This is a genomic window from Streptomyces sp. NPDC029041 (genome assembly GCF_040637515.1).
In the GTDB taxonomy this organism is placed as follows: domain Bacteria; phylum Actinomycetota; class Actinomycetes; order Streptomycetales; family Streptomycetaceae; genus Streptomyces.
In genome coordinates, this window is sequence record NZ_JBEZWO010000008.1 from 75,257 (window position 1) to 88,127 (window position 12,871).

Below are 12,871 nucleotides of genomic sequence, written 5' to 3' on the forward strand. Positions count from 1 at the left end.
CGTATGTGCAGGTCAGGCGGGGGGCACAGGTTTTCGAGCGCCGGTACTTCCGTCATACCGGCGTCAACGCCCAACGGGTTATCCACAGATCGTCTTCATTATCCCCATGTGGAAAACCGCTGTGGATAACTCAACGAACACCCCTGGGCAGAGCTGCGTTCACCGTGCGGCGATCGCTACTTCCACTGGGTCGAGACACCGAATCCGGCAGCGATGAAGCCGAAGCCCACCACGATGTTCCAGTTGCCCAGCGAGTCGATGGGCAGGGTTCCGTCGGTGACGTAGAAGACGACGATCCAGGCCAGGCCGATGAGGAACATGGCCAGCATGACGGGCGCGACCCAGGCACGGTTGCTGAGCTTGATGGCGGTCGTCTGCTTGGCAGGCGGCGGCGTGTAGTCGGCCTTCTTGCGGATACGTGACTTCGGCACGAGGGTCTCTCCTGTCGATGCGCTGCGTGGCCGCGCAGGTAACTGGGTCGGTCTCGGGGCAGCGTAAGGGGACTCCGATTGCTCCCCCGGGCGTCCGTTAGCGTAGTGCTTCCGCCGCGCCGAAGGAGATAAGGGTACGTTGAGCAATTCTGCCGACTCCCCCGGGACGGGATCCACCCCTGAGCGCGCGCGCCGTTTCCGGCCTGTGCGCATCCTCACGGCGGCCGTGTTCGCTCTCGCGGGGCTCATTTTCTTCACCAGCTTCAACACGGCCAAGGGCACCAACATCCGCACGGACACCTCCCTGCTGAAGCTGTCCGATCTCATCCACGAGCGCAGCCGTGAGAACGGTGAGCTGGACGAGACCAACGGCGCCCTGCGCCAGGAGATAGAGGCCCTCGCCGAGCGCGACGACGGCAGCACCAAGGCGGAGGACGACAAGCTCACCGCGCTGGAGAAGCGCGCGGGCACGCAGAAACTCACGGGCGACTCGCTCACGGTGACCCTCAACGACGCGCCGCCGGACGCCACCGCCAAGCTCCCCGGCTATCCCGAGCCCCAGCCGGACTACCTGGTCATCCACCAGCAGGACCTCCAGGCCGTGGTGAACGCGCTGTGGAAGGGCGGAGCCAAGGGCATCAAGGTCATGGACCAGCGGCTGATCTCCACCAGCGCGGTGCGCTGCGTGGGCAACACCCTGATCCTGCAGGGCCGTGTCTACTCGCCGCCGTACAAGATCACGGCGGTGGGTGACCCGGGCGCGCTGCAGAAGGCGCTGGCGGCCTCGCCGGCCATCCAGAACTACATGGTCTACGTCAACGTCTACGGGCTCGGCTGGAAAGTCGAGGAGAACGGCCCGGTGACTCTGCCCGGCTACTCGGGCACAGTGGATCTGCACTACGCGAAGCCCGTGGAGTAGCGGCCAGGCCGGGGGAGCTGCCGGTGCGCGTGATCGTCAGGACCGTCAGCGAACTCTGCGTCACCGTCGGCAGCGTGATCGTGCTGTTCGTCGTCTACGTGCTCTTCTGGACCGGTGTGCGGGCCGACGGTGTCATGGACGACCAGATCGACCTGCTCCGCGAGGAGTGGTCGAAGCCCCGTCCGCCGGCGGGGGGCCCTGCGGGCCCGGCGAGACCCCGGCCGTACGCCAAGGGCAGGCCTTTCGCGATCATGTACATCCCGCGGCTTGGTTTCACGTGGAACAAGCCCGTGCTCGAAGGCACCGCCACCGCCACCCTGAAGAAGGGCCTCGGCCACTATGCCGAGACCGCACAGCTCGGGCAGAAGGGGAACTTCGCGGTCGCCGGTCACCGCCGTACCTACGGGGACCCTTTCAAGGACTTTCCCGAGCTCAGGCGGGGGGACGCGGTGGTGCTGACCGACGGTACGACCTGGTTCACGTATCGGATCGACAAAGGCCCGTACAAAACAGTGCCGTCCGACATCGAGGTGATCGACCCTGTCCCACGTACATCCGGGTACACGCGTTCGGGGCGGTATCTGACGCTGACCACGTGCGAGCCGGAATGGGGACACAGTCATCGGTTGATCGTCTGGGCGCACCTGGACTCCACTCAGCCTGTGGAGGCCGGGAAACCAGAGGCGCTACGCCGCTAGTCTGGTTGCTGTACGGCGTGGGTCTGGTGCCGTGGTACGACGGAAGGGACGGCATGTACGGCTGGATCTGGCGGCATCTGCCGGGAAACACGTGGGTGAAGGCAGTGATCTCACTCGTCCTGGTCGTGGCCGTGGTCTACGTCCTCTTCCAGTACGTCTTCCCGTGGGCGGAACCGCTGCTGCCCTTCAATGATGTGACGGTGGACAACCAGTGAGCGCGCGCATTCTCGTCGTCGACAACTACGACAGCTTCGTCTTCAACCTGGTCCAGTACCTGTACCAGCTGGGCGCCGAGTGCGAGGTCCTGCGCAACGACGAGGTGTCGACCGCGCACGCCCAGGACGGCTTCGACGGGGTCCTGCTCTCCCCGGGCCCCGGCGCGCCGGAGCAGGCCGGCGTCTGCGTCGACATGGTCCGGCACTGCGCCGACACGGGTGTCCCGGTCTTCGGTGTGTGCCTCGGTATGCAGTCGATGCAGGTGGCGTACGGCGGTGTGGTGGACCGGGCGCCCGAGCTGCTGCACGGCAAGACGTCGCTGGTCGAGCACGGCGGGGGCGGTGTCTTCGCGGGCCTGCCCTCGCCCTTCACGGCGACGCGCTACCACTCGCTGGCCGCCGAGCCGGCGACGGTTCCGGCCGAGCTGGAGGTCACGGCGCGCACGCACGACGGCATCGTGATGGGCCTGAGGCACCGGGAACTGCCGGTCGAGGGAGTGCAGTTCCACCCTGAGTCGGTGCTGACCGAGCACGGGCACCGGATGCTGGCGAACTGGCTGGTGGAGTGCGGGGACCAGGGCGCGGTGGAGAGGTCGGCCGGGCTCGCCCCGGTGGTGGGCAGGGCCACGGCGTGACCGCGCTGCGCCCCGAGCGCGAGTCCGACACCTCGTACGGGCAGCAGTCGTACGGGGTGTCGGGTGCGTTCGAGGACTGGTCGGGCGGGGGGTACGGGGCGTCTTCGCGGCAGGAGCCGTATCCGGCGGGGCCGGGAGCGCAGCCGCAGTCCGGCGTGCGGCATCCGGGGCAGTACGCGGCGTACGAGCCTGTCCCGGAGGAGCCGTATCTGCCGCCCGTCGACGAGGAGACGGTGGCGCTGCGGATTCCGGATCCTCCGGCGGAGGGCGGTGATCCCACAGCGGGTTCTCCGGCTGCTTCCGGTGCCCGGCAGGACGGATCCGCCCCTGGTGGCCGAGCGGCCCGGAGAAAGGCCGCCAAGCGCCGTCACGGGCGTCATGGGGGTGCGGCGGAGACTCCGGCGGCCGCCCATGAGGGCAGTGACGCCGATTCCGGGAGCCGGGCGGGGGCGCCGCTGTCGCGGGTCGAGGCGCGGCGGCAGGCGCGGGCGCGCAAGCCGGGTCCGGCGGTCGTCGCGAGCCGGGCCATCGGCGAGGTGTTCATCACCACCGGCGTGCTGATGCTGCTGTTCGTCACCTATCAGCTGTGGTGGACGAACGTCCGGGCGCATGCCGAGGCCGGCCAGGAGGCCAGCAGCCTCCAGAACGACTGGGCGAGCGGCAAGCGCAACCCGGGGACCTTCGAGCCGGGGCAGGGTTTCGCGATCCTGCACATTCCGAAGCTGGACGTGGTGGTGCCGATCGCCGAGGGCACCAACAGCAAGGGGGTGCTCGACCGGGGGATGGTCGGCCATTACGCGGACGGTGCGCTAAAGACGGCGATGCCCGGCGACAAGACCGGCAACTTCGGGCTCGCGGGCCATCGCAACACCCACGGGGAACCGTTCCGGTACATCAACAAGCTCGCTCCGGGCGATCCGATCGTCGTGGAGACGCAGGACGAGTATTTCGTCTACAAGATGGCGTCGATCCTTCCGGTGACGCCGCCGAGCAACACGAGCGTGCTGAATCCCGTGCCCACGGGGTCCGGCTTCACCAAGCCCGGCCGTTACATCACGCTGACCACGTGCACGCCGGAGTTCACCAGCAAGTACCGGATGATCGTCTGGGGCAAGATGGTCGAGGAACGGCCGCGCAGCAAGGGCAAGCCGGATGCGCTCGTCAGTTAAGGGCAGATGACCAGTGGCAGCGACCACCGACACGGACCACGAGAAGCACACCGGCGGGGCGTCCCGGCCGCCTGCGGCACGTCGCAGGCCCGGCCCGATCGCCATGGCGGTCAGTTTCTTCGGGGAACTCCTCATCACGACGGGCCTGGTCCTCGGCCTGTTCGTCGTCTACTCGCTGTGGTGGACGAATGTGGTCGCCGACCGGGCAGCCGGCAAGCAGGCCGACAAGGTCCGTGAGGACTGGGCCCAGGGCCGGGGCGGTCCCGGTGCGCTGGACACCAAGAACGGCATCGGTTTCCTGCATGTGCCGGCGATGCGCAACGGCGAGGTCCTGGTCGAGAAGGGCACGTCGAGCAAGATCCTCAATGACGGTGTCGCCGGCTACTACACCGATCCGGTGAAGGCGACCCTGCCGATGTCGGGCAAGGACGGCAATTTCTCGCTGGCCGCCCACCGTGATGGTCACGGGGCCAAGTTCCACCACATCGACAAGATCGAGAAGGGCGACCCGATCGTCTTCGAGACGAAGGACAAGTGGTACGTCTACAAGGTCTTCGGCATCCTGCCGGAAACCTCGAAGTTCAACGTCAAGGTCCTCTCCCAGGTCCCGGAGGAGTCCGGCAAGAAGAAGCCGGGCCGCTACATCACGCTGACGACCTGCACGCCGGTGTACACGAGCACGTACCGGTACGTGGTGTGGGGGGAGCTGGAGCGGGTGGAGAAGGTGGACGCGGACCGGACACCGCCGAAGGAGTTGGGCTGACCGCGCTCCTTCGGGGTGGCAGGCCGCTAGCATGACGGAGGCCCGAAGCCGCAACTTTCTCTTGCGGCTTCGGGCCTCTGCGCGGTCGGGTCGTCACTCCAGGACGGTCAGGACCGCGCCGGCGCTCCACTCCTCCAGCAGCCCACGGTGTACGGCGGTGATGCCGCTCTCGGCTGCGATGTTGAGGGCGTCGCGGGTGAAGGGGCAGGTCGCCACGAACAGGGCCACCTCGGAGTCGTGCAGGACCTTGGCCGCCCCGAGGAACTTCTGGATCTCGGGGCTGGTGATGGAGAGGTGGGGCGCGAACCTCTTGCACTGGACGACGATGCGCCGCCCGTCGGCCGCGAGCGCGGTGATGTCGATGCCCCGGTCCCTTCCGCCGCCTTGCACGACGACGTTGGTACAGCCGTCGCGGCGTAGCAGCTGGGCGACGTGTTCCTCGAATTCGCGCCCGTTCATGGCGTCCATGGCGGCCATGACTCCGGCGAGGGGACGGTCCTCCCGGGGGGCTTCCAGTCGTTGCAGTCGGTTGTGGTGCTGCCGGAGCCGCTTCTCGATGTGCTGGACGCCTGCCCGGAGGGCGGTGAGCTCCCGCCGGTGCTCGCCCGAGGTTTCGATCAGGGCGTTGAACAGGGGGACGACGGTCCTCCCCAGGATGTGGGTGATGCGCTGGTCGATGCGGGCGTCGAGGGAGGTTGCATCCAGCGGGGCGGGGTTTTCCACAGGCTGTGTGCGCGCCAGGTACTCCATGTCGAGGAGGTACACACGCACCTGACGTGCGACGTCGCTGTCCCGGAGCAGCATGGCGATGTTGAGGACGGCGCGCCGGGGGAAGAGGGCCAGGGAGGGGGTGCGGGACTGGATTCCACTGAGGTTCTTGAAGGACCTCAGTGCTTCGCCGGTCAACAGCCGGTAGCCGCTGGCTTCCAACTCGGTTCGGTGGTCCTTGACGAGTGACTTGATGGCTTCGAGACCGACGTCGAAGTACGACGCCACCATCGCCGTCGTCACGTGCATCCCGTCCGGCAGCAGCGACAGGGCCTTGACCCTGTCGAGCACGTCCGTGTGGTCGAGCACGCTGCCACGCAGGGTCTGCGATTCCAGCAAGGCCGTTTCGTTGATCACGTTGTGTCCTCCGGCTCGGATGGCCGGGGTGGGTTTCCGATTCCCCACCCCACCCGGCGAACGAGGCAGGACATATGAAGACACGATCGACAAGCGCGCATGTTTGCGGGCCGCCGCCGGCGGTCGTGAACGGCAGAGCCCCCGGCCTTTGAAGGTCGGGGGCTCTGTGCGTCGGTTGCGCTGATGTGCGGTCAGTCGTCCTCGTTGGTGCCGTTGAGGCCGCCGAAGATGCCGCCGTTTCCGCCGCCGCCGTTGTTGCCGCCGTTGTTGTCCCCGAAGCCGACGGTCTGGAGGGTGATCGTCGTCCCTGCCGGGTCGTCGACCTCCTGGCCGGGTCCGGGGTTCTGGCCGACGACGCGGGCGTTGTCGCTCTGGTCGCTGCCGTTCACGAACTGGATGCTGGTGAAGCCCTGCTGCGCGAGGGTCTGCTTGGCCTGGGCGACCGTCTGGCCGACGACCTGGGGGACCTTGACCTTCTGCTGTTCCTTCTTCTTGCCGATCTGGATGGTGACCGACGAGTTCGGGTCGACCGACGTGCCGGCCTGCGGGGTGGTCTGGATGACCTTCCCGACCTGGCTGTCGTCGTCGGTCTCCACCTCGGTGCAGTTGCCGACCAGGTTGCTGGCCTGCATCTGCTGCTTGGCGGCGTTGCAGTCCCGGCCGAGCACGTCCGGGACGGTGGACTTCGCCTTTTCCTTGGCGATGGTGAGGGTGATGGTGGATCCCTTCTCCACCTCCTCGCCCAGGTCGGGGTTCTGTTCCAGGACGGTGCCGGGGTCCTCGGTGGACTCCTTCGTCTTCGTTTCCACCTGGAAGTCGTACTTGTCGGCCTCCAGTGTCGCCTTGGCGTCCTCGAGGCTGTCCCCGACGACGCTCGGCACAGCCACCTTCGGCGCGCCCGTGGAGACCACCAGGGAGATGGTGTCACCCTTGTCGACCTTCACCCCGGCCTTCGGGTCCTGGGAGCAAACGTTGCCCTTGGGCTGGGCGGCGCAGGGCTTGCTGGAGAAGGTCACTTCGACGTCGCCGTTCTCGGCCATTTGCTCGGCGCTCCTCTTCGTCTCGCCGACGAAGTTGGGAGTGTCGACCTTGTCGTTGCTCACGCCGTCGCCGCTGACCGCCCACCGGCCGATCAGGATCGCCCCGACCAGGACGAGGATGCCCGCCACCACCAGCAGGATCGTGGAGGTGTTGGACTTGCGCTGCTGCCCGCGGCGCCGGTCGGGGCGGTCGTCGTAGCCGTAGCCGCCGTCGTCGGGGTTCATGGGGGGCAGCATGGACGTGGCGCCGGCGCCGGGGTCCGCGCGCAGGGCCGTCGTCGGCTGGTCGTCGGGGTAGCCGCCGTAGCCCACCGCGCCCATCGCGGCCGTGGCTGCGACGGGCTGGCCGTCGAGGCAGGCCTCGATGTCGGCGCGCATCTCGTCGGCCGACTGGTAGCGGTAGTCCGGGTCCTTGACGAGCGCCTTCAGCACGATCGCGTCCATCTCGGGCGTGATCTCGGGGTCGAAGACGCTCGGCGACTGCGGCTCCTCCCGGACGTGCTGGTAGGCCACGGCCACCGGGGAGTCGCCGACGAAGGGCGGACGGACGGTCAGCAGCTCGTAGAGCAGACAGCCGGTGGAGTACAGGTCGGAGCGGGCGTCGACCTGCTCGCCCTTGGCCTGCTCCGGGGAGAGGTACTGGGCGGTGCCGATGACCGCGGAGGTCTGCGTCATGGTCATGCCGGAGTCGCCCATGGCCCGGGCGATGCCGAAGTCCATGACCTTGACCTGGCCGTTGCGCGTCAGCATGACGTTCGCCGGCTTGATGTCGCGGTGGACGATGCCGGCGCGGTGGGAGTACTCCAGGGCCTGGAGGATGCCGATGGTCATCTCCATGGCACGCTCCGGCAGCAGCTTGCGGCCGGAGTGCAGCAGTTCACGCAGGGTCGAGCCGTCCACGTACTCCATGACGATGTACGGGATCGACACGTTGTCGATGTAGTCCTCGCCCGTGTCGTAGACCGCGACGATCGCGGGATGGTTGAGCGAGGCGGCCGACTGGGCCTCCCGGCGGAACCGGGCCTGGAAGGAAGGGTCACGCGCGAGATCCGCGCGCAGCGTCTTCACCGCCACGGTGCGGCCGAGGCGGGTGTCATGCGCGAGGTAGACCTCCGCCATGCCACCACGCCCGAGCACCTGGCCCAGTTCGTACCGGCCGCCGAGGCGACGCGGCTCTTCCATAGCTACCTACCAGCCCTCTCCGTCGGTCCCGACCGGCATGCTTGTACGGTCGGAGGCTGCCGTCCGGGCCTACCGTACCCGGCTCGCTTTGTGTGACCTGGCCAAGCCCGTCAGCCGATACAGGACCGGTATCGCAACGTGCACCGATGTGAAGCAGGCGTGAGCGGGGTCACTTCTTGCTGTCGATGACCGCCTCCATCACGTTCCTCGCGATCGGCGCCGCGAGGCCGCCGCCGGAGATGTCGTCACGGACGGCGTTGTCGTCCTCGACGACGACCGCCACGGCGACCGGCGCGCTGCCGTCCTCGCCCTTGGCGTAGGAGATGAACCACGCGTAGGGGTTCTCGCTGTTGTCGACGCCGTGCTGGGCCGTACCGGTCTTGCCGCCCACCTTCACGCCCGGGATCTTGGCCCTTGTGCCCGTGCCCTTGTCGACGACCGTCTCCATCATGGACTGGAGGATCTGGGCGTTCTCCGGCGACAGCGGCTGGCTCAGCTCCTCGGGGTCGGTCTTCGCGATCGGGTCGAGGCCGGGCGACTGGAGTTCGTCGACCATGTACGGCTTCATCAGCTTGCCGTCGTTGGCGACGGCCGAGGCGACCATGGCCATCTGCAGCGGCGTCGCGGCGGTGTTGAACTGGCCGATCGAGGACAGCGCGGTCTGAGAGGGGTTCATGTTGTCGGAGAAGACCGAGGCGTTGGCGCGGACCGGCGTGAACTGCTCCTCGTCGAAGCCGAACTTCTTGGCCATGTCCAGCATCTTGTCGTTGCCGAGGTCCGAGCCGATCTTGCCGAAGACGGTGTTGCAGGAGTACTGGAGGGCCACCCGCAGTGTCGCGTCCTTGCAGGGGATGTTGCCCTCGTTGGGCAGCTTGGTGGTGGTGCCCTTCATGATCCACGGGTCCGGCGAGTTCGTCTTGGCGTCGGCGGAGTCGTACAGCCCGTCCTCCAGCGCCGCGGCCGCGGTGACGACCTTGAAGGTGGAGCCGGGCGGGTAGGTCTCGCGCAGCGCCCGGTTGAGCATCGGGTCGTCGGGGTTGTTCTTCTTCTGCAGCTTCTGCCAGGCCTTGGTGTCCGTCGTCGTGGAGTTCCCGGCGAAGGACGACGGGTCGTACGACGGGAAGGAGGCGAGCGCGAGGATCTTGCCCGTGGACGGCTCCAGGGCGACGACGGAGCCCTTGCCGCCCTGCCTCTTCAGGCCGTTGTACGCGGCCTTCTGGGCGGCGGCGTTCAGGGTGGTGACGACGTTGCCGCCCTGCTGCTTCTCACCCGTGAGCATGTCGAGGGTGTTGCGGAAGAACAGCCGGTCGTCGTTGCCGGTGAGGATGCCGTCCTCGATGCTCTCGAGCTGCGTGGCACCGAAGGCCTGCGAGGCGTAGCCGGTGACCGGCGCCCACATGGCGCCGTCCTTGTAGGTGCGCTTGAACTTGAAGTCACTGTCCGACGACTCGGCGGAGCCGGTGATCGGCTCCCCGCCGACGATGATGTTGCCGCGGGGGGAGGCGTAGCGCTCGATGGTGACGCGACGGTTCTTTTTGTCGCTGCGGAGCTCGTCGGCCTGGACGTACTGGATCCAGTTGTCGCGGATCAGCAGTGCCAGAACGAGCAGGCCGCAGAAGATCGCGATTCGGCGCAGGGGCTTGTTCATGACGGGCGGACCACCTGGGTCATCTCGGCGTCGGGGTTGGCGGCGGGAGCGGGGGCCGGACGGCGGGCGGTGTCGCTGATGCGCAGCAGGATGCCGATCAGGGCCCAGTTGGCGATCACGGAGGAACCGCCGTAGGCCACGAACGGCAGGGTCATACCCGTCAGCGGGATGAGGCCCATCACGCCGCCGGCCACGACGAAGACCTGGAGGGCGAAGGCGCCGGACAGGCCGACGGCCAGCAGCTTGCCGAACGGGTCGCGGGCCGCGAGGGCGGTGCGCACACCCCGCTCGATGATCAGGCCGTAGAGCAGCAGGATCGCCATGACGCCGGCCAGCCCGAGTTCCTCGCCGAAGGTGGCGAGGATGAAGTCGGAGTTGGCGGCGAAGCCGATGAGGTCGGAGTTGCCCTGTCCGAGGCCGGTGCCGAGCGTGCCGCCGGAGCCGAAGGCCCACAGGGCTTGCATGGCCTGCTCGGAGTGGACGATGCCGTCCTGGACGCCTGAGCGGGAGAGGTCGAACTCGCGCATCGGGTTGAGCCAGGCCTGTACACGCGTCTGGATGTGCGGCTCGAAGCTCGCCACGCCGACGGCGCCGACCGCGGACATCAGCAGACCGAAGACGATCCAGCTGGTCCGCTCGGTGGCGACGTACAGCATGATGACGAACATCCCGAAGAACAGCAGGGACGTACCGAGGTCGGTCTCGAAGACCAGGATGAGGATCGAGATGACCCAGACGACGAGGATCGGGCCCAGGTCGCGGCCGCGCGGCAGGTACAGGCCCATGAAGCGGCGGCTGGCCAGGGCCAGGGCGTCCCTCTTGACCATGAGGTAGCCGGCGAAGAAGACCGCGAGGGCGATCTTCGCGAACTCACCGGGCTGGAGTGTGCCGAGTCCGGGGATCTTGATCCAGATCTTGGCGCCGTAGATGTTCGCGCCGAGCCCGGGCACGAGCGGCAAAACCAGCAGCAGTAGCGCGCTGGCCATGGAGATGTAGGTGTAGCGCTGCAGGACGCGGTGGTCCTTGAGGAAGACCAGCACGACCGCCAGCAGGGCGACGCCCATCGCGGAGTACAGCAGCTGGCGCGGTGCGGCCTCGGCGTAGTTGCTGAGTCGCTTGGACTGGTCGAGCCGCCAGATGACCACCAGCCCGAGCCCGTTGAGGAGCGTCGCCAGCGGCAGCATCAGGGGATCCGCGTACGGCGCGAACTTCCGTACGACCAGGTGACCGACGCCCGCGAGCAGTCCGAGCCCGAGCCCGTAGCTCAGCAGGCCCGGTGGCACCGAGTCGTTGAGGGCCAGGCCGACGTTGGCGTAGGCGAACACCGGGATGACGACGGCGAACACCAGCAGCGCGAGCTCGGTGTTGCGCCGGCTCGGCGCGCCGATGGCGCCGATCGTGGACGTGTGGTGCGTCGGCGAGTGCGACGTATTCGTACCGCTCATCGTGTGACAGGGCCTCTCACGGCTACTGCTTACCGCACAGCGAGACGACCTTCTGCTCTTCCTCCGAGAGGCTGGGGCCGGGGCTGGGGGTGGGTGCGGTCGTGGTCGGGGGCGTGGACTTCTCCGGGGCCGACGGTGAACCCGACGGGCTGGACGGGTTCGGCGTCGGTGTGGCCTTGGACGTGAAGGAGGCGGGAGTGGTTCCCGTGGTGCCCCCGGCCTCGCCTTCGCCGGTCTTGGAGTTGTTCTGGCTCTCGGCTTCGCGCCGCTGCGCCTCCTTCTTGCACGCGGAGGCCTGCACCGACAGTTCCTGGATCTTCGCCTGGGCGTTCTTGAGTCCGCCCTCGGGGATGGTCTCCTTGACCTGCTTCTGCTGGTAGGGCGGCAGGTACTTGAGTTCGATCTCGGGGTGGTCCTTCTCGACGTCCGAGAGCGAGACCCAGGCCAGGTCCTGGCTGATGCCCCGGTACAGCGCGACGTGTTCGTCCTCGGCGCCGACGTAGTACTGCGTCTGGGTCCAGCGGTATCCGCCGTAGAGACCGCCGCCGACGACGGCCAGCGCGAGGGCGCCGTAGAGGGATCTCTTCAGCCAGCGGCCCTTCCTGCGGGGCTTGGTGAAGTCGTCGTCGCCGTAGTCGAAGCCGTCCGCGGGGATGTAGCCGGTGGTGTCGCCGGAGCCGGGCGGGCCGAACTCGCCGCCTCCGCCGCGGCCGTGGCGGCCGAGTCCGGAGGCGCGGCCCGCGGGGGTCTGCATGATGCCGTTGTCGTGCAGCTGGTGCTGGTTCTCGGCGACGGCGCCGACCACGACGGGGGTGTCGGACAGCTGCCCCGCGAGGGTGTCACCGGTGTCGAGGTCGAGGACGTCGGCGATGATGACGGTGATGTTGTCCGGGCCGCCGCCGCGCAGCGCCAGCTCGATCAGGTTCTGGACGGTCTCCTGGGGGCCCTGGTAGCTGGCGAGGGTGTCCTCGAGGGTCTGGTGGGAGACCACGCCGGACAGGCCGTCGGAGCAGATCAGGTAGCGGTCGCCGGCGCGGACCTCGCGGATGGACAGGTCCGGTTCGACGTGGTCTCCGGATCCGAGGGCGCGCATCAGCAGCGAGCGCTGCGGGTGCGTGGTCGCCTCTTCCTCGGTGATGCGGCCCTCGTCGACCAGGCGCTGCACCCAGGTGTGGTCCTGGGTGATCTGGGTGAGGACGCCGTCGCGGAGCAGGTAGGCGCGGGAGTCGCCGACGTGGACCATGCCGAGGCGCTGGCCCGTCCACAGCAGGGCGGTCAGGGTCGTCCCCATGCCTTCCAGCTGGGGGTCGTCCTCGACCATGGAGCGCAGCTGGTCGTTGGCGCGCTGCACCGCCGTGCCGAGCGAGGTGAGGATGTCGGAGCCGGGGACGTCGTCGTCGAGGGCGACGATGGTGGAGATGGCCTCGGAGGAGGCGACCTCACCGGCCGCCGCGCCGCCCATGCCGTCGGCGATGGCGAGCAGTCGCGGGCCGGCGTATCCGGAGTCCTCGTTGCCCTCCCGGATCATGCCCTTGTGCGATCCGGCCGCGAAGCGCAGTGACAGACTCATGCGCACCTCGCCTGTCGGCTCCGGGTACAGC

General features: G+C 68.0%; 12 protein-coding genes. 6 read left to right on the plus strand and 6 right to left on the minus strand.

The genetic code is table 11. The features are described 5' to 3' along the window. Positions 1-176: 176 nt before the first annotated feature. Positions 177-431, minus strand: coding sequence for a cell division protein CrgA (gene crgA / locus AB0F04_RS21610; protein WP_031137573.1), 255 nt, complete (start codon positions 429-431; stop codon positions 177-179). A 139-nt stretch (positions 432-570) separates the two neighbouring features. On the opposite strand from crgA, the gene AB0F04_RS21615 reads away from it, so the two are divergent. Genes AB0F04_RS21615 through AB0F04_RS21640 form a run of 6 tightly spaced genes read left to right on the plus strand, consistent with a single transcriptional unit; the run spans position 571 to position 4,830 of the window. After that, positions 571-1,350 carry a DUF881 domain-containing protein gene (locus AB0F04_RS21615; RefSeq protein ID WP_362043588.1) on the plus strand — a complete coding sequence of 260 codons (780 nt, stop codon included), beginning with the start codon at positions 571-573 and terminating at the stop codon, positions 1,348-1,350. A gap of 23 nt (positions 1,351-1,373) precedes the next feature. Next, a complete protein-coding gene (locus tag AB0F04_RS21620; protein ID WP_362043589.1) occupies positions 1,374-2,048 on the plus strand; it encodes a class E sortase in 675 nt (224 codons plus the stop codon). 17 nt (positions 2,049-2,065) lie between these two features. Then, positions 2,066-2,263, plus strand: coding sequence for a hypothetical protein (locus AB0F04_RS21625; protein ID WP_033309918.1), 198 nt, complete (start codon positions 2,066-2,068; stop codon positions 2,261-2,263). Beyond that, the gene (locus AB0F04_RS21630) at positions 2,260-2,898 is read left to right on the plus strand and encodes an aminodeoxychorismate/anthranilate synthase component II (protein ID WP_362043590.1); all 639 of its coding nucleotides are present in this window, start codon (positions 2,260-2,262) and stop codon (positions 2,896-2,898) included. Before AB0F04_RS21625 ends, AB0F04_RS21630 begins: the two co-directional genes overlap by 4 nt. Beyond that, a complete protein-coding gene (locus AB0F04_RS21635) occupies positions 2,895-4,067 on the plus strand; it encodes a class E sortase (protein WP_362043591.1) in 1,173 nt (390 codons plus the stop codon). Before AB0F04_RS21630 ends, AB0F04_RS21635 begins: the two co-directional genes overlap by 4 nt. A 13-nt stretch (positions 4,068-4,080) precedes the next feature. After that, the gene (locus AB0F04_RS21640) at positions 4,081-4,830 is read left to right on the plus strand and encodes a class E sortase (RefSeq protein ID WP_362043592.1); all 750 of its coding nucleotides are present in this window, start codon (positions 4,081-4,083) and stop codon (positions 4,828-4,830) included. 93 nt (positions 4,831-4,923) lie between these two features. Here AB0F04_RS21640 and AB0F04_RS21645 read toward each other — a convergent pair whose 3' ends face one another. The 5 genes from AB0F04_RS21645 to AB0F04_RS21665 all read right to left on the minus strand — a co-directional run bounded on the left by AB0F04_RS21645 (position 4,924) and on the right by AB0F04_RS21665 (position 12,840). Next, positions 4,924-5,955 carry a restriction endonuclease gene (locus tag AB0F04_RS21645; RefSeq protein WP_362043593.1) on the minus strand — a complete coding sequence of 344 codons (1,032 nt, stop codon included), beginning with the start codon at positions 5,953-5,955 and terminating at the stop codon, positions 4,924-4,926. Between the two features lie 191 nt (positions 5,956-6,146). Further along, a complete protein-coding gene (gene pknB / locus AB0F04_RS21650; protein ID WP_362043594.1) occupies positions 6,147-8,177 on the minus strand; it encodes a Stk1 family PASTA domain-containing Ser/Thr kinase in 2,031 nt (676 codons plus the stop codon). Between the two features lie 169 nt (positions 8,178-8,346). Beyond that, a complete protein-coding gene (locus AB0F04_RS21655; protein WP_362043595.1) occupies positions 8,347-9,825 on the minus strand; it encodes a penicillin-binding protein 2 in 1,479 nt (492 codons plus the stop codon). Next, positions 9,822-11,270, minus strand: coding sequence for an FtsW/RodA/SpoVE family cell cycle protein (locus tag AB0F04_RS21660; protein WP_362043596.1), 1,449 nt, complete (start codon positions 11,268-11,270; stop codon positions 9,822-9,824). Before AB0F04_RS21660 ends, AB0F04_RS21655 begins: the two co-directional genes overlap by 4 nt. Before the next feature lie 22 nt (positions 11,271-11,292). Next, positions 11,293-12,840, minus strand: a complete 1,548-nt coding sequence (locus AB0F04_RS21665; RefSeq protein ID WP_362043597.1) for a Stp1/IreP family PP2C-type Ser/Thr phosphatase — start codon at positions 12,838-12,840, stop codon at positions 11,293-11,295. Positions 12,841-12,871: the final 31 nt, after the last annotated feature.

Coding starts and splice junctions, on each gene's coding strand:
- pknB (WP_362043594.1), bottom strand. CDS start 8,177: ATGGAAGAGCCGCGTCGCCTCGGCGGCCGGTACGAACTGGGCCAGGTG.
- AB0F04_RS21660 (WP_362043596.1), bottom strand. CDS start 11,270: ATGAGCGGTACGAATACGTCGCACTCGCCGACGCACCACACGTCCACG.
- AB0F04_RS21665 (WP_362043597.1), bottom strand. CDS start 12,840: ATGAGTCTGTCACTGCGCTTCGCGGCCGGATCGCACAAGGGCATGATC.
- AB0F04_RS21655 (WP_362043595.1), bottom strand. CDS start 9,825: ATGAACAAGCCCCTGCGCCGAATCGCGATCTTCTGCGGCCTGCTCGTT.